A 26,676-nucleotide genomic window follows, 5' to 3' on the forward strand; every position below is an offset into this window, starting at 1 on the left:
CTTTTACACACGCCCTGCTCAACAAAAGGATGAATATGATTTACCAGTGTGCAAGCACTTTAATGTATCGACAGAGGAAAATGTCGAAAAACAAAGTAAATGGTCGTTCTTGCGTTTTATAAATGAACCAGTATATAATGAAAGCAACAAAAAAACATAAGTCCATGGTTGCAGCTGTAAGGGGGAAACGCGATCGTTCCAGTAGCAAAATTCAACCGGCTTACCGGACGAAAGGGGAAGAGTGCATGGGAGCGAGACCAACAATTCTTGTCATCTCTCACAGTAGTACAAGCAGGAAAATAATTGGCCAAAATCTGAGCGTAAATTACCATCTGATTGAAGCAGGTGATGCGGCATCTGCACTCGAAATTCTCAGCCAGCCACAAGAGCTTTTAGCGGGGGTGGTGCTGGATTTATTTGTAGACCCTGCTGATGGCTACAAATTTCTTTCGCACATCAGCTCTGACCTGCAATTTGCGGAGCTGCCGATTATTGCAATTATCGGCAGCGAGCATCAGGGCGAAGAAAAGCGCGTGCTGAATATGGGCGCATGGGACTTTGCGCCCCATCCATGCGATGGAGAAATTTTAAATTTTCGGCTTAAAAATGCAATGGTACGCAGTAAACTGGCCGCTTTTCAGCAACTGAAGTATGTTGCCGAATATGATGAGCTGACCGGGCTTTACAATAAGCAAAACTTTTTTACAAAAGCGCGCGAAATACTCAGCAGCAATCCGGACGAATCCTTTGTGTTTATTCGGCTGGACGTGCAGCGCTTTCAGCTCATCAATTCCTTTTTTGGCACCCAAGAGGGTGACCGGCTGATTTGTTATATGGCAAGGCTGCTTGCGCAGCTGGTCGCTCAGATGCAGCTTTGCATCTATGGGCATATAGAAGCAGACGTATTCGGCATCTGCGTGGCGCAAAAAGAAATCGACATTATGGAAATGATAGACAAAATGCGCGGTGCGCTGAGCTGTTATCATTTAAACTATAATCTTGTTCCTATCTTTGGGCTTTACCGCATCATCAACAATGCATTGCCAGTGAGCACCTTTTTTGACTATGCCACGATTGCTGCAAAAGAATGCAAAAAAAGTTATCTTTCCTGCTTTGTGTGGTATTCGGACGAAATGCGCAACAAGCTCAAACGCACACAGGAGATTATTAGCGAAATGGATACGGCGCTTGCCCAACGCCAGTTCGAGATTTACCTACAGCCAAAATATAACCTGCGCACACATCAGCCCGCCGGGGCAGAGGCGCTGGTACGGTGGCGTCATCCGGAAAAGGGTATTATTTCCCCGGGAGAGTTTATCCCTATCTTTGAGGGTAATGGATTTATCACCAAGCTGGACTATTACGTTTGGGAGCAAGCCTGTATGCTGTTGGCCGAGTGGAAAGAACAAGGCCTCGACCCGCAGCCGATTTCGGTAAATGTTTCGCGGGTCAACCTCTACCACCACGACTTTGTGGGCATTATGCTGGAATTGGTGCGCCGCTACCGGTTAGAGCCCCGTATGCTGCAGCTTGAGATGACCGAAACTGCCTATACCGACAGCCCCGAGATTATGTGCAAAACGGTGGCGAAGCTGCGCGAAGAAGGCTTTGAAATTCTGATGGACGACTTTGGCAGCGGCTATTCCTCGCTCAATATCTTAAAGGATATCGAAGTGGATATTCTGAAAATTGATATGCGCTTTTTATCGGAAAGCGCTTCACCCGGACGCGGAGAAAATATTATTGCGTCGGTGGTGCGCATGGCAAAATGGCTTTCTATCCCAGTAGTGATGGAAGGGGTGGAAACCAGCGAGCAGGTAGAATTTTTGCGCAGCATCAACTGCGATTACGTGCAGGGCTTTTATTTTGCACGGCCCATCCCGGCTTCAGAATACGAGCTGTTTTTGCGCACCGAAAGAAAGCAAACCCAGCTTGCGCCTCTGCCCGCAGCCACACAAAATCGGCTGGATAAGCTTTGGGTGCAAAACCCGGAAGCAAACAGCCTGTTTGGCAATTTTGTTCAGCCGGCAGCAGCCTATGAGTTTGCAGATGACAAAATCGAGCTGGTGCGAGTGAATAACGCTGTTTATAAATTATTCGGGCAAGAAGATGCGCTGTTCTCCATCCAGCGACCGATTGAGCTGGTTCGTGAGGACTGCCGCGCCGCCGTTGTGCTGGCATTCCGGCGCGCGGTTCATTTAAAAAGCTCTACCGAATGTACTTATGCTCGCCAGCGGGCAGACGGCAGCACAATGTGGGTGCGGCTACAGCTGCAATATGTCGACCGCGTGGGGGACAGAGCATTGTTGTTCGGCTTGTTCAGCGATGTAACCGTACAAAAGCGAGTGGACGAAGAGCTTAAAAAATGCAGAGCGCGAGAGTTTCCCCAGCAGCAACAACTGCGTGTGATGGTAGCCTCTGCCGGTGGTGAAATTTCGGCAAAGCTTCGACAAGCACTGCAACCGGAATGCACATTGCTTCGGGTAGAGTCCAGCGAGCAGGCAAAACGCGTACTGGAAGAGCAGGCTTACCAAATTGACCTTATCTTTTTGGAGATGGCGGCAGAAGAAGTCTGTGCAGGGCAATTTTGGGATTGGCGCAACATGCTGCCAGAGCTGGAAGCAATCCCAGTATTTGCTGCGTTACCGCCCGATGGTATGCGTTTGCAGCAACTTGAGAAATTAAACCTCCAAGCAGTGATAATGCAGCCCTACTGTAAACAAACCCTTTTGCAAGAGATATACGAGGCAGTAGAGGCAGGAAAACGCAAAAAGAAACAGTTGTACGAAAAAGAAACCGCGGCACTTTGCGATGCACCGACAAGTTGCAATCTATCCGCAGAGATAGGTTGCAATCCCTCTCTGGCAACCGCACAGACGGTGCAAAAAACAGTGTGCTTTAGTGCAGAACCTGCAACAGCAAAACTGGTGCGGGATAATGCACGCCGGGCCGCGCAAGGGGCCGTACGCACTGCTGCAAAAGCGGAAGCATGGGTAGCAAATCACCCCAGCGCAGCGGTTTTGATTCTGCGCAACCAAACGCTGGCAGATTTGCGTGACGATTGCCGCGAGGCGCCCGAAAACTGGGCAGAACCGGTACAAAAGCAGCTCGAAAGTTGTTTTGATTCAGAAACACTCATTATGCCGATGAGAGAAACAGACCTTGTTCTGTTATTGCCGGAAGCCGGCAACGAAGAGCTTGCAAAGCAAGCAGTTTTTTGCGTCGAAGAGCAATTATCGCTGCTTGCAGGCCAAACCGAAAACGACTGGAGCTGGAGTGCCGGTTACGCAGTAGCGCCGTTACAGGGCAAAACATTTACTCTGCTGTTTGCCGAAGCGAAAAAAGCAATGCATCCGCTGCATTTGCAGCTGATAGACCAGCGTTGAGTGAAACAATTTATACCAAATAAGAGCTGCCGCCAAACAACGCGGTAAGAGAGGCTAGATATGGAAGAGTACGAATGGGCACAGCCCTATCTTGCAGGGGGAGAATATATCATCTGGCAGGGCCGACCGGAAAAAGGTGGGCTTTTTACTCGGCAAGAGATGTTTATGATTCCCTTCAGCCTTGTGTGGTGCGGCTTTGCGATTTACTGGGAAATTACTGCTATAAAAAGCGGTGCGCCATTATTTTTTAAGGCTTGGGGCATGATGTTTGTTTTAATGGGGCTATACCTGGTATTTGGCCGCTTTTTTACCCAAAAAAGAAAGCTTGACCGTGCACGATACGTCATTACTGACAAAAAGATTATGTTGCTGCAAAGCGGCAAAATTGAAGTGCTTGACCGCAACACATTGCCGCCACTTTCGCTTTCTGTTGGCAAAGACGGAAAAGGCACTATCAATATCGGTATGGTTTCAGTTACACGCCACAACGGCGCTTATTCCCAACAGCCGGCTTATCAGCTGCGCAATATAGCAGAAGTAAGCCGCGTATGGGAGCTGTTGACCACCCAACCACGGTGAAAGCTTGCTGCGCAACGGTACAGAGCAGCTGACGCATCAGGCAAATGCAAATAAAGCAATTAAAGAACAAAAGTGGCAGCCGCTGTACGCAGGGCTGTCACTTTTTTAAAAAATCTTCAAACATAAAAGAATGAGGTGTACCATGAAAAGAAAAGATGTAAAACTTTATAATCTGATTTTTCCCATTTGGCTTTTATGGCTGGTGCCCATTACCTGGCTTGTGATAATGCCGGCTAATTTTTTAATCGATTTTCTCGTCACGTTCTGTGCAATGAAATATTTGAAAATTCCGCAGACCTGGCAAAAAGTAAAAAGCGTGATTTTTAAAGTGTGGATTTTTGGCTTTGCGGCAGATTTTATCGGTACCGTGCTGATGTTCCTCTCCAATCTCATTGACTTTAATTACGAGACGGCGTTTGGAAAGTGGTGGTACCAAAACATAACAAATGCTGTGGCCTATTATCCGTTTGAAAGTATCTATTCTATTTTGTGGGTTACCGCAAGTATTGTGCTGTCGGCATGCTTTATTTACCTGTTCAACTATAAAATCAGCTTCAAAAAATTAGAGATGCCAAAAACAGAAAAAAAGAAAGTGGCACTGGCCCTCGCAGTTTTTACTGCGCCGTATCTTTTCTTTTTGCCCACGTCTTGGTTTTTCTAATTTTCATCGCAATCAAAACAGGGCATCCTCGCAAATTTACGGGGATGCCCTGTTTTATTTGATTGAAAAATGCAGCGCTTGCTTATTGCTCCGGGAAATGGAATTCTTCACGCAGAATCATAAAAGTAGCCGTAGCGGTATCGCACAGGCGTCTGCGGTGGTCTGCGATGCGCAGCTCGGCAGAAAGTCCCGCAAGGGTTCGACCCACACGGTTCGCAACGACAGTGATGTCAAAGGTTTCCGATTCAAACACCGGCTCGAGGTAGGTGACGGAAAGATTGGTTGTCGTGATAAAATGCGGCTGGCTGAAAAAGTGGGTCAAGGTGCCGAAAGTGGTATCAAACGCGGTGGCAATCAGTCCGCCGTGCATTGTGCCGCCCACGTTTAGCATCCAGGGCTTTACCTCAAACCGCAGCGTCAGGCTTTGTGCCTGTACATCACAGCAGACAAATTGCGGATCCAGCATACAGATGATTTTTTCGTCCTCGTACTGGTTTTTGATGTAGTGCAGGTATGCGCAGATATGCTTTTCCATTTCTTCCTGGGTAAAAGTTCTCATAATGGCTCCTTTAAATTGCAAAAGTTGCGAGCATAAGGCACGGCAGAAAAGTCAGTGCTATTGTTGCCGAAAAATCAAAATTTATTGACCGTTTTTTTCGATATAAATGCTGCGGGAGGGGAAGGCAAATTCGACTTGATTACTGCGCATAATCGAAAGAATATCGAAATTCACCCGCTCGGTCACGGCAAGCCAATCTTTGTAAGCGGTTACGCTGGTGTAATACTGGACTAGCACATCAATGCTGGATGCACCAAAGCCAGTAAGCCGTACCTGCACAGTGTCAGAAACAATGTCCGGTGCGGTGGTGAGCATTTCTCGCAGCTCGGCAATCACTTTTTCAATCTTGTCGCGCGGTGTGTCGTAGGTAATGCCGATGGTGGATTTGGAAAGCCGCATTTCCATGCGGGTGACGTTGGTGATGGTGCCGGCACAGAGCACCGAGTTCGGTACCACCGAAACAGTGTTGGCAAAGGTACGGATTTTGGTGGAGCGGAACGAGATATCCTCGACCGTGCCTTCGGCAGCGGTGCAGGAAATCCAGTCGCCCAGCTCAAAGGGACGCTCAATCAGTAGCAGCAGACCGGAGAACATATTGGCAGCCGAATCTTTCGCGGCTAGCGAAATGGTTAAACCGCCAAGGCCAAGGCCAGCAACCAGACCGTTGACATCGTAGCCAAACTCGCCAATGACGATAACTACGGCAAATGCAAGAATGAGAGCCTTTAGAATGCGGCGCAGAATTTTTTTTATGGCTTCGGAATTGTTCCAGTTCAGCTGCGGCAAAATGGGGATGAGGTCGACCAGATTACAGGCCGTCCAGCCCACCAGCAAAGCATAGCCGGAGCGGAAAATATGAGTGAGCGAAACCGGCAGCACATTTTGCGGAAACAACCGCGAAAGCGCAATCTGTGCGCCGATGAGCAGCCAAAAGGTGGATAGTGGCAGATTGATTCGCTCTAATAAGCGGGTAGCAAAATTGCCCTTTAACTTAGAGAAAAGATGGCGCAAGACGGGTACCATTTTGTACTGAAATAGTTTGGATACCAGAAAAAAGCCAAAAAAGATAAGCACAGAAATGCCAAACGAAATGAGCGGTTCTGCATTTTTTTGAATAAAATCGAGCATAGATTCTCCTTTTGTGCGAGATAAACGCCTTTTTTGCAATCGGCAAAAGGCGACTTGTTTTTTGCATTTTGTTTTTCCATCGTAACATATTTTTTTTCTTACGACAAGCGCAGTAATGTGAAAAAAGTAAGAAGACAAGCGGGTTTGCTGAAGCGCCGCGGTAAAAAACGGAAGTCGAAAATTTTGCCGTTCAACCTGTTGCGTTTTTCACAATCTGCGGGTATAATGTGGGTAGTCTGTTTCAGGGCGGGGTGTAATTCCCCACCGGCGGTGAAAGCCCGCGACCACCTTTTTGGGTGCTGATCTGGTGAGATTCCAGAGCCGACGGTATAGTCCGGATGAAAGAAACTGCGGCTTTTTACGCTCGTAGTACGCCCGTTTGCAATTATTGCAGACGGGTGTTTTTTATTGCAAAGAAAAGCCAGGCTTCCCCAACGGCAGACCTCATTTTTAAGGAGGTTTTGTTTTATGCAAACCAGAAAAAGCACAAGTGCCCGCAAGCTCGTTACCATTGCGCTGTTCGCAGCCATCGCCACTATTTTGATGTACTTTGAAGTACCGCTGCCCTTGATGCCCCCGTTTTTGAAGCTGGACATCAGCGCAGTGCCCATTATGGTTGGCGCGTTTGCACTCGGTCCCATCGAGGGCGTTGTTATGGCGCTTATCAAAGCGCTAATTCATCTGCTTTCCACCCAGACAGCAGGCGTTGGCGAGCTCGCGGATTTTCTCATCACCGGCTCTTTCGCGCTCACAGCAGGCTTGGTTTACCGCCGCCATAAAAGCAAAAAAGGCGCACGCATCGCTTCCATCGCGTCTGTATTCGTCATTACTGTGGTAGGCTGCCTTGCCAACTACTTTGTGTTGCTTCCGTTTTATGCAAACGCTTACAACATGCCGCTGGAAGCAGTTTTGGGAATGTGCCAGACCGTAAACCCGGCTATCGACAGCCTGTTTACCTACATTGTGCTTGGCATTGCACCGTTCAACCTCATCAAAGGCACCGTGGTTGCGTTGCTCACCTTTGTCGTGTATAAGCGCCTTTCGCACTTCATCCACCAGTATGCTGGCGGTGAAGCACCGGTAGAGGACGAGGCAAAGCCCGTCAAACAATCTTAAAATTTGCGGCAGAGCCGAACGAAACCCAGCAAATGTCCTGAATTTTGCCAAATGGCACAATTTGTCGCATGCGCGCCCCTTGACAGAAACGTCGCCTTTGGTATAATAGACTGTGCAAATTGAATATCACTTATCAAGAGCGGCTGAGGGAACAGGCCCTATGAAGCCCGGCAACCTGCAATTTTTGCAAGGTGCTACATCCTGCGGGTCAAACCGAAAGATAAGCTTGTGTTAAGCTCGGTGAAAACTCGCCGAGCTTACTTTTTTGCGTACCCCGAAAGTGATACCTCATTTGCAGAATAACATAAAAGGAGATATCACCATGTCAAAAAGCTTTTTTACTTCTGAATCTGTAACCGAAGGGCATCCCGACAAAATCTGTGACCAGATTTCTGACGCGATTCTCGATGCTATCCTCGAAAAGGACCCGAACGGCCGCGTTGCCTGCGAGACCACAGTTTCTACCGGCCTTGTGCACGTAATGGGCGAAATCACCACAGAGTGCTATGTGGACATCCCACGTCTGGTGCGCGAAACCGTGCGCGAGATTGGCTACACTCGTGCAAAATTCGGCTTTGATGCAGATACCTGCGCTGTAATCACCAATATTGATGAGCAGAGCGCTGACATCGCGCTGGGCACCAACGATTCTGTCGGCGGTGCCGGCGACCAGGGCATGATGTTCGGCTTTGCTTGCGATGAAACCCCCGAGCTGATGCCGTTGCCCATTTCGCTTTCTCACCGCCTTGCAAAACAGCTTACCGCTGTGCGCAAAAATGGCGAACTGGATTACCTGCGTCCGGACGGCAAAACCCAGGTAACCGTAGAATACCACGACGGCAAACCGGTACGCGTTGCCGCCATCGTTGTTTCCAGCCAACATTCTCCCGATGTTTCGATGGAGCAGCTGCGCGCTGACATCATCGACAAAGTCGTTCGTCCCATCGTGCCCGCAGAGCTGCTGGACGCTGAGACCAAATACTATATTAACCCGACCGGGCGTTTCGTCATCGGCGGACCGCAGGGCGACTCCGGCTTGACCGGCCGTAAAATCATCGTCGATACCTACGGCGGCTATGGCCGTCACGGTGGCGGTGCTTTCTCCGGCAAGGACCCCACCAAAGTAGACCGCAGTGCCGCTTATGCTGCGCGCTGGGTTGCTAAAAACATTGTGGCTGCCGGCCTTGCCACCAAGTGCGAAGTAGAGCTTGCTTACGCCATTGGTGTGGCACAGCCCGTCAGCGTGTTGGTAGATACTTTTGGCACCGGCACCGTGGCAGATGATGCCATTGCAGAAGCTGTACAGAAGGTGTTCGACCTCTCTCCGGCTGGCATCATCAAAGCACTCGACCTGCGTCGTCCCATCTACAAACAGCTCGCCGCTTACGGCCATATGGGCCGTGAAGACCTCGGCGTAACCTGGGAGCAGACCGACCGCGTGGCAGCACTGAAAGCAGCATTGTAAGCTGCCAAAAGCCGGCTTATAGAAAACAAGTTTTACCAGAAGAGCAGCAGCCTTTTATTTGGGCTGCTGCTTTTTATTTTTTTGAACCTCTTGTCTGATATCTGCAAAGCTTTTTGTGGATTACCCAAAGTGCCAAAGACCTCTCATTTTGTAAGCGGCTTGCCTTCTTTACAAATCGTCACTTTCATGCTACACTCAGAATAATAATCAAAAAAACTACCACCGGGTAGAGATGTTTGGCATCTGAATGCGTATCGTTAGGTCTTTGAAGATACGCATACCAGATGCTTTTTTATTTTTATCGAAAAGAGGTAAAAACCATGTTCCGACCAATGAGGAGAAGCAGACAGCAATTAAATGACGAAGAAACGCTGGCAGTCCTTGCAAAGGGAAAAACAGGCGTACTCGGTGTCATAGGAGAGCAAGGCTATCCCTATACCATTCCCATAAATTATGTTTACGCAGACGGCAAAATTTATCTTCACGGTGCTAAAACCGGGCATAAGCAAGATGCAATCCAAAGCTGCGATAAAGTTTCTTTCTGCGTGATTGAAAAAGACGATGTGGTTGCCGAAGAGCTGACCACCTATTTTAGAAGCATCGTCTTGTTTGGCAGAGCCAGAAAACTGGAAGAGGAACAGGAAATCTTCCACGCCGCAGAGGTGTTTGGTCTTAAATATCACAACGATAAAAAATCGGTGGAAAAAGAAATTAAGCAAGAGTGGAATTCACTCAGCTGCATCGAAATCACCATCGAACAGATCACAGGAAAAGAATCGATTGAACTAACCCGGGCTAGGGCACTTTAAAGAGGCGATAATGAAAACGAACAGACTTTTTTTATATTTTACAAAGTTTGAAATAGGGCTGTGGCTTTCTTCCGTTGCTGTAATTGCCACATCATTCGTGCTGTTTCAATCCAAAAATTATCTTACGCTTACCGCATCGCTCATTGGGGCTACATTTTTGATTTTAAACGCAAAGGGGAACGTATGGGGGCAGGTGTTGACCGTTATGTTCAGCGTGCTATACGGGTTGATTTCTTACTCCTCTGCCTATTACGGAGAAATGATTACCTATCTTGGCATGACCGCGCCGATTGCGGTGGCAGCCATTGTTTCATGGATGAAAAATCCGGCTGAAAAGGGCAAAAACGAAGTCAAGGTAAATCAGCTTGCGCCAAAAGAATATGTGTTTTTATTGGGGCTGAGCACAGCGGTGACAATAGCTTTCTATTTTATTCTCGCGGCATTTGATACGGCGGTTTTATGGCTAAGCACGGTATCGGTTTTCACCAGTTTTGTTGGTGCCTATCTCACCATGCGACGAAGCGAATATTTTGCCATTGGGTACGCCGCAAATGATGTTGTTTTAATTGTTTTGTGGCTCATTGCCGCAAGCAAGGACAGCTCCTGTTTCTCGATGGTCAGCTGTTTTTTGGTTTTTTTAATTAACGACATCTACGGCTTTTTCAGCTGGCTTGAGATGAGAAAATCGCAAGTCATAGGACGCCAACGCTGTTTTGAGCAAAGTGCGTGAGCAAAAAATGAGAATACGACAAAAGGGCCCTCGCTAAAAGCGAAGACCCTTTTTAATAGAATGCAAACACTGCCATCGTTTTGAGTAGGAAAGCGATTAAAACTCTTTTTTGGTGACAATAGAAACCGAAAGAAAAAAGCTTGCGATAAAAAGCACCACGACAATAACCGGGGCAACAAAAGCGAGTGTCTGCAAAAACTCTTCGCTGATGCCGTTATCCAGCAGACCTGTTTTAGAAACCAGAATAACCCCCAATGTCGGTAACAGCGCCACACATAAAATCATCATGCGGGCTTTTTCCACACCAAATTTGTAAAGCAGCGGTAATAAAACACCGAGCATCAGCAAACAGGCAAAAAAGCAGCCAATAATGCCCACGAGGTCCTCTAAAGTCATCCCTTTGCGCGTAATGATTCCAATCACGAGGTAAATTGCAATCGCAATCAAGCTGCCGCCAGCGGTAACCAGCAGCCCCAGCAAATATTTACTCCCCACCAGCGTTTTGCGGGAAACCGGCATGGTCAGCACAAATTTATCCCACTTGGCAAATTCATCGTAGCTCATGCTGCTTATTACGACCATCATCGAAACCATCACAGTATAAACGCCAAGAAAGCTCGCACCGGTATCCTGCATGCCGAACAGCACGCCCATCACAGCGATGATTAAAAGAAGCTGACGCATATATTTTTTTAAATTATATAAATCCTTATAAATCAAACCGCGCATGATTTGTCCTCCTTATGGCCCTTTACATAAAACAGCATAATGTCCTCAATGCTTACCCGGTCCAGCACTACATCGGGGTAGCGGCGGTGAAAACTGTCGCGGTCGGTTACCAAAAATTCGGTTCCCATTGCAGTTTTACGGGTTACTGCCACATCAGAAGAGGCGACTTTGGCCGCTTGTGCAGCGGTGCAGCGGGCAATGCCATATTCGTAAATTAGCGTATCTTTGTTTTTAGAGAACATCACTTTACCATTGTGGATAAAGGTGACGTAATCCGCGATTTTCTCCAAATCACTGGTGATGTGGGAGGAAAACAGAATGCTGTGTTGCTCATCGCTGATGAACTCAAGAAAGACGTCAAGAATTTCATCGCGAACAATCGGGTCAAGCCCGCTGGTAGCTTCGTCGAGCAAAAGAAGTTTAGGGTGGTGGGCGAGTGCCGCCGCAATCGAAAGCTTCATTTTCATGCCGCGCGAAAAAGATTTGATGATTTTATCTTTTGGCAGCGCAAACCGTTTGCGCAGTGCCTCAAAATAGGCAGCGTCCCACGCATCGCGAAAAATACTCGCCATCATATGGTCTACCTGCACGGTGGTGAGGTTATCGTGAAAATAGCTTTCATCAAACACTACACCTATTTGCGCTTTGGCTGCCACATCATCGACATTGAGCGGTTTGCCAAATACCTCTACCTCACCGGCATCGCGCCGCACAAGGCCGAGAATACACTTTAAGGTGGTGGTTTTACCGGCTCCATTTTCACCTACAAAGCCCATAATTGCGCCGCCCGGCAAAGCAAAGCTGACGTTGTTCAGCTGAAAATCGCGGTAATCTTTGCAGACGCCGCGCAGTTCAAGAAGATTGGACATAGATACGCTTCCTTTCTGTATGGGCTATTCGCCCTCGTAAAGCAGGGTCAGCATCTCGCACAGTTCACCGGCGGTGATGCCGGCCAAGCGGGCGACATCGACTGCGGTTTGCAGTGCTTCCTGCGCTTGGCGCAGATGCTCTTCCCGCACAAATTCCGGATTTTTAATGGCGACAAAACAGCCCTTGCCGGGTACGGTGGTTAAAAAGCCATCCCGCTCAAGGTCTTCATATGCGCGTTTTGTGGTAATCACACTAATGCGTAGGTCTTTGGCAAGCTGCCGCATACTGGGCAGTGCCGCGCCTTCGGCCAGCTCGCCAGAGAGCACCATATTTTTAATCTGCGCCGTGATTTGCTCATAGATGGGTTTGCCGCTGGAGTTGCTGATGATAAGTTCCAAATTTGCCCCCTCCAAAGCCCGGCGGGGGAGCCGGTACTTTGTTTTACTGTATATATACTGTATGCACAGTATATACCGGGTATGTGCAGTTGTCAACAGCCAGATAGAAAATTTTTAAAAAATATGGTAATCTTTTTTTAGCACACAAAAATAACACGGTGCCAAAGTAACCGTGCTGTTATAAAAATAAAGGAGAATATCCATGAAAGGACGTTTTGCGCCAAGCCCCAGCGGGCGCATGCACCTGGGCAATGTATTTTGCGCGCTGATGGCATGGCTTTCTTGCCGCGCCCAAAACGGCACTACGCTGCTGCGGGTTGAAGACCTTGACCCCGCGCGTTGCAGACCGGAATATACCGAGCAGCTTATCCGTGACCTTACGTGGCTCGGCCTTGATTGGGACGAGGGCGGCGACCTGCCAGCATATCGTCAAAGCGAGCGCGCGGCCTGGTATGCTGAATGCTTTGCCCGGCTCGAAGCGATGGGCCGTACTTATTCCTGCTTTTGCAGCCGCAGTGAGCTGCATGATGCTTCTGCCCCCCATGCGAGCGACGGCACAGTGATTTACAGCGGAAACTGCCGTGCACTAAGCGATGCCGAGCGAGCGGCCAAAGCCGCAGCGCGTGCACCTGCCCAGCGGCTTTGGGTGAACGGCGACCCCATTACTTTTACCGACCATGTTTACGGACAGATGAAAAGCAACCTGGCAGAAGACTGTGGCGATTTCATCCTGCGCCGCTCAGATGGCGTATATGCTTACCAGCTTGCCGTGGTGGCCGATGATGCCGCGATGGGCGTAACCGAAGTAGTGCGCGGGCATGATTTGCTTTTTTCCACCCCGCGGCAACTGCTGCTGTATCGGCTGCTGGGCTTTATGCCGCCGCAGTTTGCACATCTGCCGCTGCTTGTTGCGCCAGACGGAAAGCGACTTTCTAAACGAGAGCGTGCCTTCGATGTTGGGGCGCTGCAGGCATCAGGAATTACCGCAGAGCAAATAATCGGTATGCTGGCATGGATGGCAGGCCTGACCGAAACAGCTGAGCCCTGTACCGCAAAAGAGCTGGTACCGATATTTGATTTGCGCAAGATTACAAAACAAGATATTGTGGTGTCCGAAAACCTGTTTTTGGCTTAGATGTGCGACAAAGCCACGAAACGATTGAGGATAAAAAACCAAAAAGTTGCACTGCAACTGCCGGTTGCGAAACTGCAAACCCGGCTTGGTAGCGGCACGGCTTTTGTGTGGTAGAATAAAAACACGAATACAGGAGGTGAAGTCCATGACTTTAGGAGAAAAAATACAACAGCTGCGAAAAGCCACCGGCATCTCGCAAGAACAACTGGCAGAACAGCTCGGTGTTTCACGTCAGTCTGTTTCTAAATGGGAGCTGGACGATGCGATTCCCGAAACCAGTAAAATTGTGCTGCTCAGCGAGTTGTTTTCCATATCTACCGACGAATTGCTCAAAAACAGCTGTAGCAAATGCGAAACCGACGCGCCGGGGCAAATAGGTGAGGGCAGGCTGGAAAAAATAGCAGCAAGCAACGCCGCAAACCGGCAGCGGGCCATGGGCTTTAAAACGATAATCTTAGGGCTTGTGATGCTGGTGTTAGAGCTGATGTTTCTGCCCGTCTTTGGTATGATACAAAAAAGCCATGTCAACGGGCAGGGCTTTTATGTTGAGTTCATTCAATACGCAGGTATGCAGCCCATGCCGCTGGTGTTCAGCTGCACGGGGCTTATTATTCTGGTAGGGGTGTGCTTTTTGGTGCAAGGCTTGCGCAATCAGCAAAATTAAGATTGATAAAATAAAAAGAGCAGTGCCGGTTGCCTTGGCGCTGCTCTTTTTGATTTTTATAAAGCCTATTCCAAGTTGCGGCGTTCCGCCTCCTGTTTGCTGAAAACGCATCCGCAAAAATCTTGCCGATAAAGACCATATTCATGCGAAAGGGCAATACTGCGTTTATAGCCCTCTTTCTTTTTAAAGTCAGACGGCAGGTAGGCAACGCCGATTTCGTTGCCGATGGCCTGACCCAGTTCTGCCAGCTTTGCCGCGTTTTTCAACGGGCTAATCGACAGCGTAGTAGTGAAATAGTCATACCCACCCTCTTTGGCGCGCAGGGCTGCCTCGCGCAAACGCAACTCGTAGCAGACAAAGCAGCGCTCGCCACCTTCGGGGCAACTTTCCAGCCCTTTTACAGCGTTATAAAACACCTGTGGCTCGTAGGCCCCTTCGGTGAAATGAACGGGAAAGCGAGTAGGCATTGCCTCAATCAGCCGCTTTTGCTCTTCCGCACGCAAGCGGTATTCGGTCTCTGGCGAAATATTGGGGTTATAGTAATCCACCGTAATGGCAAAATGGTTAGAAAGATACTCCAGCACATAGCTAGAGCAGGGGGCGCAGCAGCTGTGCAGCAAAAGCGTAGGGGGCGCTGTGTTCTCAGGCAGTGCCGCAATTAGTTTTTCCAGTTCTTTTTGATAGTTGACCATAATCAAACGACTTCACTTTCTATCGGGGTAACAAACGAAACGGGCGAAAGCGCGCCTCGCCTTTAAAATAAACAGTAGTTTTGCGGGCTGGTAATCAGTATAAAAACCTCACCGCTAACCCGCGGCTATTATACCACATCTGCGTTAAAAGCAACATCATTTGGGCAAAAGCTCATCTGCAAAAACCAGCCATTTTGTGAAAAAAACTGCCTTTTGGGTACCAAAACAGCTCAAAACGCATAGCATAGGGCAGTTCACAACGAAAGGCGGGAAAAATAGATGAACACAGTGCTGGTAATTTTGATTACAGGTTTTGCGGTAATTGGCGCATACTTTGTGGCAGATATGCTTGCAGGCGGCGGCGATAAGCCTTACAACGCTTCGGCGTTGCTTGTGTTACCACAAAACACAGATGTGAGCGATGTGGTGGAGCTGGCGCTTGCCTTGCGGGGCATCCTGCCGCAATGTGAGATCCTCGCTGTCAACGAAAAGGATGGCGCGCTGCCGGTGCACGGCTGCGGGTTCGATTCGATTACCTTTGCCGAAAAAGAAACACTGGGCGATGCGACCGGCGAGTGGCTCCATTTACACGGGGCTGTGGATGACTTATAATAAAGTAAGAGAAACATCGCCCTTTTTACAGCAGGTGCTGTAAGCGCACCTTTGCTTGCAATCTTTCTAGCACCCGTTACAAACCTTTTGCCTTTATAAAACGCGGCAGTTGGTTTGCTTAACGGTAAAAGATTTGCAAAGGCAAAGAGGCACGGGAACACGATACATGAAAAGATATGAAAAAAGGAAGTGAGCAAAACGGAAACGCTGACCGGAACAGTAGAACACGTTGTATTTTCAAACAGCGAGACCAGTTTTGCTGTGGTAGAAATTGACGCTGCTGGCGAGCTTGTGACAGCGGTGGGTGAAATGCCGGGCGTAGCTGAGGGCGAAGAGGTAGAGCTTGCGGGGGAATATATCACCCATCCTACCTTTGGCCTTCAGCTTAAAGTCCGGCAGTTTGCCTGCCGCCTGCCACAGGGCGAAGCCGCCGTGCTGCGTTACCTCGCCAGCGGCCCGCTGCCCGGCATTGGCCCGGTAACGGCGCGGCGCATTGTAGAAACGTTTGGCGAGGATACCTTGCTTGTCATCGAAAACAACCCCAACGCACTCGCCAAGGTAAAGGGCATGACAACGGCAAAAGCGATTGCGGCTTCTAACGAGTTCCGCCGTGTGTTTGGTGTGCGGGAGGCCATTGCCAGCCTTGCGCGGGTAGGGGTGACGGCCCAGCAGGCGATTGCGCTGTATAAGCATTATGGCCCAAGTGTGCTGGATATGGTGAACGAAAACCCCTATCTGCTTTGCGGAGATCCGGTTTGGATTCCGTTTCGCGAGGCTGACGCGATTGCTTCCGGGCTGAATTTTGAAAAAGAAAACGGGCAGCGGGTGCGCGCCGGTGTTGCCTATGTTCTGCGGCACAACTTGAATAACGGGCATTGCTGCCTGCCGACCCATAAACTGCTGGCTACGGTGGCAAAGTTTATCGACGTAGAGCAGATTGTGATTGAAGAGGTTGTTGATATTGCCGTGTCAGAAGGCGAGCTGGTTGCGCACGAGTGTGGCGGTAAGGAATATCTATATCTGCCGGAATATTTCCGGGGTGAAATGCTGGTGGCTACGCATCTAAAAAGTCTGCTGGCAATGCCGCTGGAAAAAATGCAGAATCCGGACAAAGCCATTGGACTACTCGAGTTTGCCGGCGGGCTGAAATATGCGCCGCTGCAGCGCAAGGCAATTGAAACGGCACTTACCGAAAATTGCATGGTGCTTACCGGCGGCCCCGGTACGGGTAAAACCACGACAATTAATGCAATGATTGCATTGTTTGAACAGCAGGGCGACCGGGTGGCTTTGGCGGCCCCGACCGGGCGTGCGGCAAAGCGGATGAGTGAACTTTGTGCGCGCGACGCTAAAACAATCCATCGGCTGCTTGAAGTGGAATACGGCAGCGGCGAACGGCTGCGCTTCGTCCACCACGAGCAAAACCCGCTCAAGTGCGATGTTGTAATCATCGACGAGATGAGCATGGTGGATTTGCCGCTGTTTGAAAGTTTGCTGCGCGCGCTGCGCCCTCAGTGCAAAATTATCCTTGTGGGCGACAGCGACCAGCTGCCCAGTGTGGGTGCGGGCAACGTGCTGCGCGACATTATTGATTCCGGGGTGGTGCCCACGGTTTCCCTGCGGGATATTTTCCGGCAGGCAGCAGAAAGCCGCATCATCCGCACCGCGCATGGCATTGTAGAGGGCAAACTGCCGGAAGGCAATGAAAAAGAAGGGGATTTCTTCTTTTTAGAAGCGGGCAATGCTGCTGCGGCAGATTTGGTGTGCAGCCTTGTGGCACAGCGTCTGCCCAAAGCGTACGGGCTGGACCCCGTGCGGGATATCCAGGTGCTTTGCCCCAGCAAGATGGGTCAATGCGGAACCCAGACGCTGAATGCGCGGTTGCAGGAGATTTTAAACCCAGCAGAACCGGGCAAGGGCCAGCTCGTTTATATGGGGGTTACCTACCGGGTAGGCGATAAAGTGATGCAGGTGCGCAATAATTACGATATTGTTTACCGCCGGGACGACGGCGAGAATAATACCGGTGCCTTTAACGGTGACCTCGGCATTATTTTAAAGGCAGATCCGCGTGCCCAGACATTGACGGTGCGGATTGATGATAAAACCTATGTTTACAGCGGCGATGCGCTGCGAGAACTTGAGATTGCATATGCGGTCACGATTCATAAAAGCCAGGGTAGCGAGTTTGCGGCGGTGGTGCTGCCAACAGCGGGGGATACCCCCACACGGCTTTGCTACCGCAATCTCATCTATACCGGCGTGACCCGTGCAAAACAGCTTTTGGTGGTTTGCGGCAGCAAGTCCACCTTTGGCGGCATGGTAGAAAACGACCGCAGAATGCTGCGGTACTCCTGCCTTGCCGCATTGCTTGCAGATGATTCCGTATGCTGACCGGAGCGAAAGGGGCGGAGTAGATGCACAGAATTTACTGGATGGTGGGCAATCTGCTGTTTCCGCAGCGCTGCCCGTGGTGTGGCCGGGTCATCGGCTTTTCCGGCCCCTGCGAGCGCTGTGTTGAAGTGCTGCCCCATTTAACCGAAGAGGAAAGCGCGTTGCTTTCACGCCAAGCAGGCTGCCGTGCCATTGATTCGCTTGCCGCTTGCTGCCGGTATGAAGGCGTGGCCAAACGGGTGATGCAGCGGCTGAAATTCCAAGGGATGCGCAGCCTTGCGCCACTGGTGGCAAACGAGATGGCGCAGTGCGCAAAAGAGCAGTTTCCCGGTGTGCGGTTCGATGTAATTGTACCGGTGCCGACATCCCGTAAAAGCCTTGCAAGGCGCGGTTATAACGTGCCCGCACTGCTTGCAAAAACCGTGGGTGCAATACTTGCAATCCCGGTTGAGAATGATATACTTGTAAAAGAATGCGAAACCAGGTATCAGCATGACCTGCCGCGGGAGGGCCGCGCAGCAAACCTACTGGGTGCGTTCCGCGTCAAACGCCCAGAGAGGGTCGCCGGCAAACGGGTACTTCTCATCGATGATATCGTAACAACCGGCGCGACGCTCGCAGAATGTGCAAAAATGCTGGAGCTTGCAGGCGCAAAAGCGGTAGATACCCTTTGTTTTGCCTACACTGTAAAGGAAAAAGCCGGCGCGGCCGACTGAAAGGAAGAAGTATTTTGGCTCAGAATGATATCGGTATCGACTTGGGTACCACAAGTGTGATTGTTTATATCGAGGGAAAAGGCATTGTTCTTAACGAGCCCACCGTGGTTGCGGTGGATACCAAAACAGACCGCGTTCTGGCCGTGGGGGAGGAAGCCTATCGCATGATTGGCCGCACCCCGGCACACATTTCGGCTGTACGCCCGCTCAAAGACGGCGTTATTTCGGATTATATGCTTACCAAAGAGTTGATTAAGCGCTTTATCACCAAAGTGTGCGATTCTCAAATCGTAAAGCCGCGCGTGGCAGTTTGCGTGCCCGCGGTGCTTACCGGTATTGAAAGCGATGCCGCGGTAGAGGCGGTGCTTGCTGCCGGTGCCCGTCAGATTTTTCTGATTGACGAACCCATCGCAGCAGCGATTGGCTCGGGTCTTGATATTATGCGCCCGCGCGGCAATATCGTCGTCGATATTGGCGGCGGCACCACCGACATTGCGGTAATCTCGTTGGGCGGTAAGGTCAAATCAACCTCGGTGAAAATTGCAGGCAATGCGCTGGACCGTGAAATTGTACGCTGCATCCGGCAAAAGTTTGGCCTTGTCATTGGCGAAAAATCCGCAGAGCAGCTCAAACGACAGATTGGGTGCGCTACCCCGGAAATCGGCTTTTCCGAAACGGCAGAGGTCAAAGGCCGCTGTGTAGAAACCGGCTTGCCCCGCCGGCAAACCGTTACGACCGAAGACCTGTATGAGCCGATTACCCTTTGTATTGAGCAATTGGGGAAAGCTGTGCATCAGGTGCTGGAAAAAACCCCGCCCGAGCTTGCAGGCGATATTTTCGAGCAGGGCCTGCTGCTGACGGGTGGCGGCTCGATGCTGCGCGGACTTGACGTATACCTTGCCAAAGCGCTCAAGGTAGGTGCGCGCGTTGCAGATGACCCGATTAACTGTGTAGCCATTGGTACCGGTAAAAGCATCGGTATGCTCGGCCAGCTGGAATCTGGTTTTAAAGATGCAACCCCTGGCATCGGCAAACGCTGAATAACAGAAAAAACAAAAGGACAGCACGGCAAAACGCCGGTTGCTGTCCTTTATTTTTGCGGTACCATCAGTGCAACGGTCTGTTGCAGCATCTGTACTGTTTTATTTACAAAAGAATCAAAGTCAAACCCGGGAGAGCGAAGCTGCACCTGTACCAGCATGCCATCCATTGTTGTCAGCAGCAGCCAGGCCAAATAATTGCTGTCCGCATTGGGCAGGCGCTCTGCAATTTTAGCAGTCAGTGTGGTCTGAAAATAATCGTATCGTTCTACAAATCGGTCACGCACCAAAGTATCACCAGAAACGGCCGCACCGATGAGATAAAGCCGCAGATTGCCAAACGTAGAGGCCGCGCCGCGGCGCAATACATAGTTGAAAAGACGCTCGGGCCGGGTGTCTTTTTCTTTATTATCCACCCAGCTCAACAGGTCGCCTGCAAGGTGGGTAAGGTAACTTTCGGTAATGTCGCAAAGAATATCGTCTTTGCTGTTGTAATAATAATAAAGCGTTCCCTTGCTGATGCCGGCAGCCTGCGCGATTTGCGCAAGGGAAATATCGGCAAATGAGGTGGTTTGCAGCAACTGCAGTGCGGTTGCCAAAATGGTTTGTTTAATGTTCGCGTTGCGCGGTGCCGCCATACAAAACGCCCCTTTCGGCAAAATTAGATGTGTTAACAGTATAGCGAAAAAAAGCGGCTACGTCAAACAAAGTTTAGTTGACAAACAGGGTATAAAACTGATAAAATATAGGTCGTATGCGGATGTGGTGGAATTGGCAGACACGTTAGATTTAGGCTCTAATGCCGCGAGGCTTGCAGGTTCAAGTCCTGTCATCCGCACCAAAAAAATCGTCAATCGAAAGATTGGCGATTTTTTATTGTCATGATATGATATATGCAAAATCATTTATGTAACAGGAGTTGGAACATTGCAATATATTTTCGTCCATGGATTGGGTCAGACGGCAAAAAGCTGGGACAGCGTGGTTGGGGATTTTGCAAATAAACAGGCACACTGCCCCAATCTGCAAGCATTATTAAAGCAGCAAGAGGTAACCTATGAAAAGCTGTATGATGCCTTTCGAGCGTATTGCAACAGCTTTTCGAAGCCTCTGAATTTGTGCGGGCTTTCCCTAGGGGGGATTCTTGCTTTAAACTACGCAATGGATTTTCCCGATAAAGTGAACTCGTTGGCATTAATAGGGACACAGTATAAAATGCCTAAAATTTTACTGAAACTGCAAAACGTAATATTTCGGTTTATGCCAAATTCTCTTTTTGCTGATATGGGTTTTACAAAAAATGATTTTATAAGTTTAACCAGCTCCATGGCAGATTTGGATTTTACCAGTCACTTGTCTGATATTATGTGTAAATCTCTTATAGTTTGTGGCACGAAAGACCATGCAAACAAAAAAGCGGCAATTCAGTTAGCCCAAAAGCTGAGTACCTCCGAGCTGGTGTTTATCCAAAACGCAAAGCACGAAGTTAATGTGGATAATCCAAAAGCGCTGCTAAAAGAACTAAAAAAATTTTATGATAAAATCGAATCGACTATAGGATAAGCGCTTCCTAAAGTAAAAACGTAAACCTTGCCGATAAAGATTTAAGGCGACCCAAACAGTTTTTGCACCGAGCCAGCTGTATCAAAAAGCCGATTTTCTCACATATGGCTTTTTTCATTTTGTGTGATAAAATAAAGCTAATCAATCGTTTCTATATTCTGCTGGCAAATCAACTGAATTTTAAGTGAAAATGCTTGTGAGGTAGCCGAATGGAAGATTTCAATCCTAATTTTGTAAACCTGACACCCGAGAATCTTGCCAGCGAGCATTTGTGCTGCATTATCCGCAGCAAAAAGCTGCACCCCGGCGTAGAGGCAAAGCGGCAATGGCTTTCGGATCGTCTAAAAGAGGGACATGTTTTTAGAAAACTCGACGCCAAGGCCGCGGTTTTTATTGAATATGCACCGCTCGAAACTGCGTGGGTGCCCATCACGGGCGATAACTACTATTATATTTATTGCCTATGGGCTGCTGGCAGCTATAAAGGCAAAGGCTATGGCAAAGCAATGCTGCAGTATTGCGTGGCGGACGCCAAAGCAAAGGGGAAGTCCGGCATTTGTATGCTCGGCGCAAAAAAGCAAAAAGCCTGGCTTACCGATCAATCCTTTGCAAAAAAGTTTGGTTTCGAAGTTGTGGATGCGACCCCGAATGGCTATGAGCTGCTGGCTCTTTCCTTTGATGGCACCATGCCCAGTTTTGCGCCAAATGCAAAAGTCGAAACCATTGAAAACAACGAGCTGACGATTTACTACGACATGCAGTGCCCTTACATTCTTCAAAACATCGAAATGCTGAAACAGTATTGTGAAGTTAACAGTGTGCCTCTTTCTTTGGTCCCAGTAGATACGTTGCAAAAAGCAAAAGAATTGCCTTGCGTTTTTAATAACTGGGCCGTTTTTTATAAAAGGAAATTTGAAACCGTAAATTTATTGCTCGACCCGAATAACTTAAAGAGAATACTCAAAAAGTAAAATCCGCGAGAGCGTGTATCAAAAAATGCCAGGCATCAAAAGTTTGTGAGATGCCTGACATTTTTCTTTTGCCCAGACTTGTTTTGGCATATAGAACGAAAACACATCAACAGCGCCGGGCATAAGATTTTGAAAAAAGCCAAGCGTAAATTGGAAGACCTGAAATAGCAAATCGTTAACGACATATCCCAGCAAAAAGCAATTACTACAAAAGCCATGGAAGAGAAGATTACTCGTCTATGGCTTTTTACTTTCCTATTTTTTCTATTGACAGACAGCACTACTTAGTTATACTATATACAGGTAGTAAGTATTACGATGTACTGCTTTGCTCAACACGAAAGGAGCGGGAATTTTGGATAACATAACCGAAATGCTAAAAGGAATCTTAGAAGGCTGTGTGCTGGAAATTATCGGCCGGAGAGAAACCTATGGTTACGAAATTACGAAAGCTTTAAACACTCTCGGATTTACCGATGTTGCAGAAGGCACGGTTTATACCATCTTGGTTCGGCTTGAAAAAAGCCAGCTCCTGAATATCGAAAAAAAACCGTCAGACATGGGGCCGCCACGCAAATTTTATACCCTTAACCAAGCGGGCCGAAAGGAACTGGAACACTTTTGGGAAAGATGGGACTTTTTATCTGATACAATAAACCACCTAAAGCAGGAGGCATAAGAATGGCGAAACTGATGAAGAAAACCATGGATATTATGGCAGAGGGAATTGATTCTCTTAAAAATATCAAAAAAGACAAGGCAGAATACAAGGCACAGTTAGCGAGAATCAAAGCTTTGCCCGAAGATTTCAATTTCGTATATGAAAAAATGTGCGAATATATGTGGAGCTACGCCGGTGGTGGAAGCGGCTATGATATGGTGGCATTACAAGAGGGGCTGTTGGAATTGTTTGAAACAGGCGCAGCGGAAAGGAAAACCGCACTTGAGGTGACTGGCGACGATGTTGCTTCGTTTTGCGATGAACTTTTGCGCAATGCCACAACCTACACCGAAAAGCGGCGCGACAAGCTAAACCGTGAGGTGCAGAAAAAACTGGAGGGCAAATAAAAGAGCTGGCAGCATTTTTACAGGCAGGCAAAAGAGGCGGGGAATGCTTTGCTGCGCACATACGATTAGGCTACAAAATGAATCAGAAAAGGCACATGCTTTTTATAGGCGTGTGCCTTTTTGTTTGTGCTAAGACCTTGGAAAACCATGACAAAACGACCAAATTAGCAACAAAAAGGATTGCAATTCAACGCCTTTGGAAACCTCGTACAATGCAATGTGCTTAAAATTGTGCGAATATTCAAAAGATAATTTGGCAGTTTTGTTACTTTAGTTACATAACGCGCTAATTAGTTACTAAAGCTGTACTTTCTAAACTGATTGATTATACTGAAATCACCATAACACAGGTTCCCGGTACACAAACGAATGGGGGTGCAAGCTGAAAGCTTTTTACCAGCGTGTTTTATGTTTTGAGGAAAGGTTTTAAACCAAGGAGTGATTGTATGTTAGAGATTTCTTTTGACGTAATGCAAAGCTGCGCCATTGCGGCGGGCGTAGTTCTGCTTGGCCGTTGGTTGGTCAAGCGGGTCAAATTTTTGCAAACCTATTGCATCCCCGGGGTTATCGTTTGCGGGCTGATTATCAGCATTTTGCTTTCGGTACTCAGAAATGCCGGTATTGTTTCAATTGCTTTTGATGTAAAAATTCTAAAAGAGTTCTTCATGGACATCTTTTTCACCGCCATTGGCCTTACGGCATCGGCAAGGCTGATAAAAAATGCCGGTGGCAAGCTGCTGATTGGCATTATGATAACGACACTCGGTTCAATTCTTGCGCAGGACGTGCTGGGCGTTGGTCTGGCAAAGCTGCTTGGCCTGCACCCGCTGCTGGGTCTTGGCCTCGGCTCGCTTTCTTTGATGGGCGGCGTTGGCACCTCTGGTGCAATTGCTCCGCTGTATGAGCAGATGGGCGCTGCAAACGCTACCGTTATCAGCGTTATGGGCGCTACCTTCGGCATGATCTTCGCCAGCCTCATTGGTGGCCCGGCATCTCGTTTCCTCATTCGCAAATATCGTCTTACTGCGAATAAAAACGAAGTGGATATGAGCAAGAGCAGCGAAAATGAAATTGTTCCGCTCAACGCCAAAAGCATGATGGGCAGTGTCTGCCTCGTGGTTATCTCTGCCGGCCTTGGCTCTTACATAGCAATTCTCGCGGGCAAAATTCCCGCTATCGAGTTCCCGTATTTTGTTGGCTGTATGCTCGGCGGCGTTATTATCCGCAATATCCTCGACCATACCACCTACGAAATCAATGAAGCAGAAGTAGACACCATCAACTCGGTTACACTTGACCTCTTTATTGCGATGACCATGATGACCATCGACGTAACAAAGCTTGCGTCTGTCGCCGGTGCCTTTATCATCATCCTCGCAGCACAGATCATTCTCATGTTCCTGTGGGTCTGGCTGGCTACCTTTATGCTCTGCGGGCGCGACTACAACGCTGCTGTTATGGCTGCGGCACATGTCGGCATCGGCCTTGGCTCTGGCCCGAACGCAATGGCAAACATGCGTGCGGTTATCGCCGAGTATGGCCCCGCCAACGTTGCATGGATTGTGTTTACACCGTTTGCGTTGATTGTGCTGGATATCTTCAACCCGATTTTCTGCACAGTTGCGGCACCGTTTGTGGCAATGCTATAACTGCGAAATATATCCTTAAAAGAAAAAGCTTCGGTTTACCCGAGGCTTTTTCTTTTTCGTGTCTGGCCAAACTGTCGCAAGGCGCGTATCCACTGCTAGCGGCCAAATAGCAAAAGGGAACAGGGCGGAATAACATGAACCAGACCGCAGCACAACGGCGGCACTCTTTATAGCATAAAGAAGGGAATTATATGCATTACGAAAATTTTGATCGGGGATTTTGCTGCTTGCCCAAAGAAGTCATTGTTCCGATGGAGCTGTATGAATCGGTCAAAGGGCGCTATTTTATGGGCTACGCAGACAATCTGACCTTTGGCAACGAGATAGGTGGAGAAGCGACTTCTGCGTGGGCACAGCTTTACAATCCGCCCGATTCGGGCGTGAATCTTTTTGTGAACGTTTGGACCGTGACTGACATTTCGGACTCCAACTTTCGGGCGCAGTTTTGGTTTAATGCTTCAGCACCGGGTACGCCGGAAGACTCTGAATTTGTGACGCCCTCCAACACAGCAATCTACCCCGTACCGCAGCCCCATGTACAGCTACAGCTTGCCAGAGAGGTAACCGGCAACCCCATTGGTGGCACCATGGCATTTGTGCGGCGTGGGCAACCTGAAACTACCTTGGTAGAATCTGAAAACGGCAAGCTGATTTTTCCTCCCGGCGGCTCGCTTCTCATCTTTTTATCCAATCCGGAAAGCCCCGGTGTTTTCACCTCTGGCCGCGTCGCGTTTGGCTGGTGGGAAGAAAAAGTTTCGCGTGACCGTTGTAACTATTAATACTTGGCACCAAAAGCTCAGCAAAAAATAATATTGATGTACCTTTATAAATAACACGCCTGCGGCAGCTCTTCCGCAGGCGTGTTATTGTAAAAGAAAAATAATGAAACAGGACAAGCTGAAACGGTACGCAGGAGCTTAGTATGAAACCGAATAAAAAGAACAGACGCAAGAGCACCCTCTCGCGTCTGTTGATTTTGGCAATTAAGTTTTCGGCAGCGGTGTAGTGCCAAAATAAGTGCATATCGCTTCATAATAAATCCGCGCTGCACGGGCACAGCCTTCGTCGGAAGCCCAGTTCTCCACGTCGCTGTAATTGGTGATGAAGCATTGCTCTACCAGCACAGCCGGGCAGCCGACCTTTTCTACAATGCCGAAGCTCTTTTGGCTGCGCACCTTGGTGTCAGTGCTGTCGACGATTTTTTTGCTTTTGCCGTTATAGTAGGCAAACCGAATACCGGTTTCTCCGCGCAGGCGATGCCCTGCGGATGCCATATTGTTGACGATGCACTGCGCAAAATGCAGCGACTCGGCAGAATATAAACGGCCGGGAGGAGTGGGGAAGCATTCGAACCCATGAGATTGCCGACTGCCGTCCTGGTTGGCGTGGACGCTGATGAGCAAAGAGGCTTGTGCCAGCGTAGCGGTTTCAGCCCGGTCTTTGATGGGCGGATCTTCCTCTGGGGTACGGGTAAGTATCGGGGTAAAGGTGGGGTCCGTAGAAAGCAGCGTATAAAGTGCCGCCACAGTTTTGTCGCAAACAATCACCTCATCAATAAGCGACTGTGCACCAGTATCCATACCGCCGTGGCCGGCGTCGAGCGCAATGGTATAAGGCGGGGCAGTTTGCAATGGGTAAGGTGGTTCGGGCAGCGGTGTGCTGCCGGGTGAAGCGCTCGCAAAGCGAACATAAAGCAATTCTGCCGCCGTGCCTGCCAGTGCAATGCAAAGCAAAAGCAAAAG

General features: G+C 49.0%; 27 protein-coding genes, 1 tRNA gene and 2 riboswitches. Of the genes, 20 read left to right on the forward strand and 8 right to left on the reverse strand.

What is annotated here, in order from left to right; genetic code table 11:
- Positions 1 to 245 precede the first annotated feature (245 nt).
- The 3 genes from C1A11_RS04900 to C1A11_RS04910 all read left to right on the forward strand — a co-directional run bounded on the left by C1A11_RS04900 (position 246) and on the right by C1A11_RS04910 (position 4,626).
- Positions 246 to 3,386 (forward strand): EAL domain-containing protein, encoded by a 3,141-nt coding sequence (locus C1A11_RS04900; protein ID WP_180950252.1) that lies wholly within the window; start codon positions 246 to 248, stop codon positions 3,384 to 3,386.
- A 60-nt stretch (positions 3,387 to 3,446) separates the two neighbouring features.
- Positions 3,447 to 3,965, forward strand: coding sequence for a hypothetical protein (locus C1A11_RS04905; RefSeq protein WP_102049383.1), 519 nt, complete (start codon positions 3,447 to 3,449; stop codon positions 3,963 to 3,965).
- A gap of 142 nt (positions 3,966 to 4,107) precedes the next feature.
- Positions 4,108 to 4,626 (forward strand): hypothetical protein, encoded by a 519-nt coding sequence (locus C1A11_RS04910; RefSeq protein ID WP_102049384.1) that lies wholly within the window; start codon positions 4,108 to 4,110, stop codon positions 4,624 to 4,626.
- An 82-nt stretch (positions 4,627 to 4,708) separates the two neighbouring features.
- On the opposite strand, the gene C1A11_RS04915 is transcribed toward C1A11_RS04910, so the two are convergent.
- Both C1A11_RS04915 and C1A11_RS04920 read right to left on the reverse strand, forming a co-directional pair.
- Positions 4,709 to 5,185, reverse strand: a complete 477-nt coding sequence (locus tag C1A11_RS04915; RefSeq protein WP_102049386.1) for a PaaI family thioesterase — start codon at positions 5,183 to 5,185, stop codon at positions 4,709 to 4,711.
- 81 nt (positions 5,186 to 5,266) lie between these two features.
- Complete coding sequence (locus C1A11_RS04920; protein ID WP_102049388.1) at positions 5,267 to 6,313, reverse strand: mechanosensitive ion channel family protein; 1,047 nt, start codon at positions 6,311 to 6,313, stop codon at positions 5,267 to 5,269.
- A gap of 233 nt (positions 6,314 to 6,546) precedes the next feature.
- Positions 6,547 to 6,667, forward strand: a riboswitch (FMN riboswitch).
- Between the two features lie 114 nt (positions 6,668 to 6,781).
- On the opposite strand from C1A11_RS04920, the gene C1A11_RS04925 reads away from it, so the two are divergent.
- The 4 genes from C1A11_RS04925 to pnuC all read left to right on the forward strand — a co-directional run bounded on the left by C1A11_RS04925 (position 6,782) and on the right by pnuC (position 10,433).
- Positions 6,782 to 7,429: an ECF transporter S component gene (locus C1A11_RS04925; protein WP_102049390.1), complete on the forward strand. Its 648-nt coding sequence runs from the start codon at positions 6,782 to 6,784 to the stop codon at positions 7,427 to 7,429.
- 127 nt (positions 7,430 to 7,556) lie between these two features.
- Positions 7,557 to 7,656, forward strand: a riboswitch (SAM riboswitch).
- Positions 7,657 to 7,751: 95 nt separating this feature from the next.
- Positions 7,752 to 8,894: a methionine adenosyltransferase gene (gene metK, locus C1A11_RS04930; RefSeq protein ID WP_102049392.1), complete on the forward strand. Its 1,143-nt coding sequence runs from the start codon at positions 7,752 to 7,754 to the stop codon at positions 8,892 to 8,894.
- A 320-nt stretch (positions 8,895 to 9,214) separates the two neighbouring features.
- Positions 9,215 to 9,703 carry a pyridoxamine 5'-phosphate oxidase family protein gene (locus C1A11_RS04935; RefSeq protein WP_102050985.1) on the forward strand — a complete coding sequence of 163 codons (489 nt, stop codon included), beginning with the start codon at positions 9,215 to 9,217 and terminating at the stop codon, positions 9,701 to 9,703.
- 10 nt (positions 9,704 to 9,713) lie between these two features.
- Positions 9,714 to 10,433: a nicotinamide riboside transporter PnuC gene (pnuC, locus tag C1A11_RS04940; protein ID WP_102049394.1), complete on the forward strand. Its 720-nt coding sequence runs from the start codon at positions 9,714 to 9,716 to the stop codon at positions 10,431 to 10,433.
- Between the two features lie 96 nt (positions 10,434 to 10,529).
- Here the strand turns inward: pnuC and C1A11_RS04945 are convergent, their stop codons facing one another.
- The 3 genes from C1A11_RS04945 to C1A11_RS04955 are packed head-to-tail and all read right to left on the reverse strand — an operon-like array spanning position 10,530 to position 12,430.
- A complete protein-coding gene (locus C1A11_RS04945) occupies positions 10,530 to 11,162 on the reverse strand; it encodes an ABC-2 transporter permease (RefSeq protein WP_102049395.1) in 633 nt (210 codons plus the stop codon).
- Complete coding sequence (locus tag C1A11_RS04950) at positions 11,150 to 12,031, reverse strand: ABC transporter ATP-binding protein (protein WP_102049397.1); 882 nt, start codon at positions 12,029 to 12,031, stop codon at positions 11,150 to 11,152. Before C1A11_RS04950 ends, C1A11_RS04945 begins: the two co-directional genes overlap by 13 nt.
- A gap of 24 nt (positions 12,032 to 12,055) precedes the next feature.
- Complete coding sequence (locus tag C1A11_RS04955; RefSeq protein ID WP_102049399.1) at positions 12,056 to 12,430, reverse strand: GntR family transcriptional regulator; 375 nt, start codon at positions 12,428 to 12,430, stop codon at positions 12,056 to 12,058.
- Positions 12,431 to 12,632: 202 nt separating this feature from the next.
- Here C1A11_RS04955 and gluQRS point away from each other — a divergent pair, with 202 nt between their 5' ends.
- Positions 12,633 to 13,565, forward strand: a complete 933-nt coding sequence (gluQRS, locus tag C1A11_RS04960; protein ID WP_102049401.1) for a tRNA glutamyl-Q(34) synthetase GluQRS — start codon at positions 12,633 to 12,635, stop codon at positions 13,563 to 13,565.
- A gap of 145 nt (positions 13,566 to 13,710) precedes the next feature.
- Positions 13,711 to 14,229, forward strand: a complete 519-nt coding sequence (locus C1A11_RS04965) for a helix-turn-helix domain-containing protein (RefSeq protein WP_102049402.1) — start codon at positions 13,711 to 13,713, stop codon at positions 14,227 to 14,229.
- Positions 14,230 to 14,294: 65 nt separating this feature from the next.
- Here the strand turns inward: C1A11_RS04965 and C1A11_RS04970 are convergent, their stop codons facing one another.
- Positions 14,295 to 14,921 (reverse strand): epoxyqueuosine reductase QueH, encoded by a 627-nt coding sequence (locus C1A11_RS04970; RefSeq protein WP_102050986.1) that lies wholly within the window; start codon positions 14,919 to 14,921, stop codon positions 14,295 to 14,297.
- 279 nt (positions 14,922 to 15,200) lie between these two features.
- Between C1A11_RS04970 and C1A11_RS04975 the strand changes: the two genes are divergently transcribed.
- From C1A11_RS04975 to mreB, 4 genes are all read left to right on the forward strand, one after another.
- Positions 15,201 to 15,533, forward strand: a complete 333-nt coding sequence (locus C1A11_RS04975) for a hypothetical protein (RefSeq protein WP_102049404.1) — start codon at positions 15,201 to 15,203, stop codon at positions 15,531 to 15,533.
- Between the two features lie 189 nt (positions 15,534 to 15,722).
- The gene (gene recD2 / locus C1A11_RS04980) at positions 15,723 to 17,927 is read left to right on the forward strand and encodes an SF1B family DNA helicase RecD2 (RefSeq protein ID WP_102049405.1); all 2,205 of its coding nucleotides are present in this window, start codon (positions 15,723 to 15,725) and stop codon (positions 17,925 to 17,927) included.
- Between the two features lie 23 nt (positions 17,928 to 17,950).
- Positions 17,951 to 18,643 (forward strand): ComF family protein, encoded by a 693-nt coding sequence (locus C1A11_RS04985; RefSeq protein WP_102049407.1) that lies wholly within the window; start codon positions 17,951 to 17,953, stop codon positions 18,641 to 18,643.
- Positions 18,644 to 18,657: 14 nt separating this feature from the next.
- A complete protein-coding gene (gene mreB, locus C1A11_RS04990) occupies positions 18,658 to 19,683 on the forward strand; it encodes a rod shape-determining protein (RefSeq protein ID WP_102049409.1) in 1,026 nt (341 codons plus the stop codon).
- A gap of 50 nt (positions 19,684 to 19,733) precedes the next feature.
- Here mreB and C1A11_RS04995 read toward each other — a convergent pair whose 3' ends face one another.
- Entirely contained in the window at positions 19,734 to 20,321 is a 588-nt protein-coding gene (locus C1A11_RS04995) for a TetR/AcrR family transcriptional regulator (protein WP_102049410.1), read from the reverse strand.
- Between the two features lie 118 nt (positions 20,322 to 20,439).
- On the opposite strand from C1A11_RS04995, the gene C1A11_RS05000 reads away from it, so the two are divergent.
- The 7 genes from C1A11_RS05000 (at position 20,440) to C1A11_RS05030 (ending at position 25,713) form a co-directional block, all read left to right on the forward strand.
- Positions 20,440 to 20,524, forward strand: a tRNA-Leu gene (locus C1A11_RS05000).
- A gap of 86 nt (positions 20,525 to 20,610) precedes the next feature.
- Complete coding sequence (locus C1A11_RS05005) at positions 20,611 to 21,246, forward strand: alpha/beta fold hydrolase (RefSeq protein WP_102049412.1); 636 nt, start codon at positions 20,611 to 20,613, stop codon at positions 21,244 to 21,246.
- A 209-nt stretch (positions 21,247 to 21,455) separates the two neighbouring features.
- A complete protein-coding gene (locus tag C1A11_RS05010) occupies positions 21,456 to 22,217 on the forward strand; it encodes a GNAT family N-acetyltransferase (RefSeq protein ID WP_102049414.1) in 762 nt (253 codons plus the stop codon).
- 355 nt (positions 22,218 to 22,572) lie between these two features.
- Positions 22,573 to 22,896, forward strand: coding sequence for a PadR family transcriptional regulator (locus C1A11_RS05015; protein ID WP_102049416.1), 324 nt, complete (start codon positions 22,573 to 22,575; stop codon positions 22,894 to 22,896).
- Between the two features lie 2 nt (positions 22,897 to 22,898).
- A complete protein-coding gene (locus C1A11_RS05020; RefSeq protein ID WP_242965839.1) occupies positions 22,899 to 23,285 on the forward strand; it encodes a DUF1048 domain-containing protein in 387 nt (128 codons plus the stop codon).
- A gap of 446 nt (positions 23,286 to 23,731) precedes the next feature.
- Positions 23,732 to 24,934: a sodium/glutamate symporter gene (locus C1A11_RS05025; RefSeq protein WP_102049418.1), complete on the forward strand. Its 1,203-nt coding sequence runs from the start codon at positions 23,732 to 23,734 to the stop codon at positions 24,932 to 24,934.
- Positions 24,935 to 25,125: 191 nt separating this feature from the next.
- Entirely contained in the window at positions 25,126 to 25,713 is a 588-nt protein-coding gene (locus C1A11_RS05030; protein WP_102049420.1) for a DUF6143 family protein, read from the forward strand.
- 204 nt (positions 25,714 to 25,917) lie between these two features.
- Here C1A11_RS05030 and C1A11_RS05035 read toward each other — a convergent pair whose 3' ends face one another.
- Positions 25,918 to 26,667 (reverse strand): N-acetylmuramoyl-L-alanine amidase family protein, encoded by a 750-nt coding sequence (locus C1A11_RS05035; RefSeq protein ID WP_180950253.1) that lies wholly within the window; start codon positions 26,665 to 26,667, stop codon positions 25,918 to 25,920.
- Positions 26,668 to 26,676: the final 9 nt, after the last annotated feature.

Source organism: Pygmaiobacter massiliensis (genome assembly GCF_900199435.1).
In the GTDB taxonomy this organism is placed as follows: domain Bacteria; phylum Bacillota; class Clostridia; order Oscillospirales; family Ruminococcaceae; genus Pygmaiobacter; species Pygmaiobacter massiliensis.

Bases quoted from the DNA above. Each gene is read 5' to 3' on its own strand.
- C1A11_RS04925 (WP_102049390.1), top strand. From the start codon at position 6,782: ATGCAAACCAGAAAAAGCACAAGTGCCCGCAAGCTCGTTACCATTGCG.
- C1A11_RS04935 (WP_102050985.1), top strand. From the start codon at position 9,215: ATGTTCCGACCAATGAGGAGAAGCAGACAGCAATTAAATGACGAAGAA.
- metK (WP_102049392.1), top strand. From the start codon at position 7,752: ATGTCAAAAAGCTTTTTTACTTCTGAATCTGTAACCGAAGGGCATCCC.
- gluQRS (WP_102049401.1), top strand. From the start codon at position 12,633: ATGAAAGGACGTTTTGCGCCAAGCCCCAGCGGGCGCATGCACCTGGGC.
- C1A11_RS05020 (WP_242965839.1), top strand. From the start codon at position 22,899: ATGGCGAAACTGATGAAGAAAACCATGGATATTATGGCAGAGGGAATT.
- C1A11_RS04910 (WP_102049384.1), top strand. From the start codon at position 4,108: ATGAAAAGAAAAGATGTAAAACTTTATAATCTGATTTTTCCCATTTGG.
- C1A11_RS04985 (WP_102049407.1), top strand. From the start codon at position 17,951: ATGCACAGAATTTACTGGATGGTGGGCAATCTGCTGTTTCCGCAGCGC.
- C1A11_RS04900 (WP_180950252.1), top strand. From the start codon at position 246: ATGGGAGCGAGACCAACAATTCTTGTCATCTCTCACAGTAGTACAAGC.
- C1A11_RS04975 (WP_102049404.1), top strand. From the start codon at position 15,201: ATGAACACAGTGCTGGTAATTTTGATTACAGGTTTTGCGGTAATTGGC.
- pnuC (WP_102049394.1), top strand. From the start codon at position 9,714: ATGAAAACGAACAGACTTTTTTTATATTTTACAAAGTTTGAAATAGGG.
- C1A11_RS05030 (WP_102049420.1), top strand. From the start codon at position 25,126: ATGCATTACGAAAATTTTGATCGGGGATTTTGCTGCTTGCCCAAAGAA.
- C1A11_RS04970 (WP_102050986.1), bottom strand. From the start codon at position 14,921: ATGGTCAACTATCAAAAAGAACTGGAAAAACTAATTGCGGCACTGCCT.
- C1A11_RS04915 (WP_102049386.1), bottom strand. From the start codon at position 5,185: ATGAGAACTTTTACCCAGGAAGAAATGGAAAAGCATATCTGCGCATAC.
- C1A11_RS04995 (WP_102049410.1), bottom strand. From the start codon at position 20,321: ATGGCGGCACCGCGCAACGCGAACATTAAACAAACCATTTTGGCAACC.
- C1A11_RS04965 (WP_102049402.1), top strand. From the start codon at position 13,711: ATGACTTTAGGAGAAAAAATACAACAGCTGCGAAAAGCCACCGGCATC.
- C1A11_RS05010 (WP_102049414.1), top strand. From the start codon at position 21,456: ATGGAAGATTTCAATCCTAATTTTGTAAACCTGACACCCGAGAATCTT.
- C1A11_RS04920 (WP_102049388.1), bottom strand. From the start codon at position 6,313: ATGCTCGATTTTATTCAAAAAAATGCAGAACCGCTCATTTCGTTTGGC.
- C1A11_RS05025 (WP_102049418.1), top strand. From the start codon at position 23,732: ATGTTAGAGATTTCTTTTGACGTAATGCAAAGCTGCGCCATTGCGGCG.
- C1A11_RS04950 (WP_102049397.1), bottom strand. From the start codon at position 12,031: ATGTCCAATCTTCTTGAACTGCGCGGCGTCTGCAAAGATTACCGCGAT.
- C1A11_RS04905 (WP_102049383.1), top strand. From the start codon at position 3,447: ATGGAAGAGTACGAATGGGCACAGCCCTATCTTGCAGGGGGAGAATAT.
- C1A11_RS04945 (WP_102049395.1), bottom strand. From the start codon at position 11,162: ATGCGCGGTTTGATTTATAAGGATTTATATAATTTAAAAAAATATATG.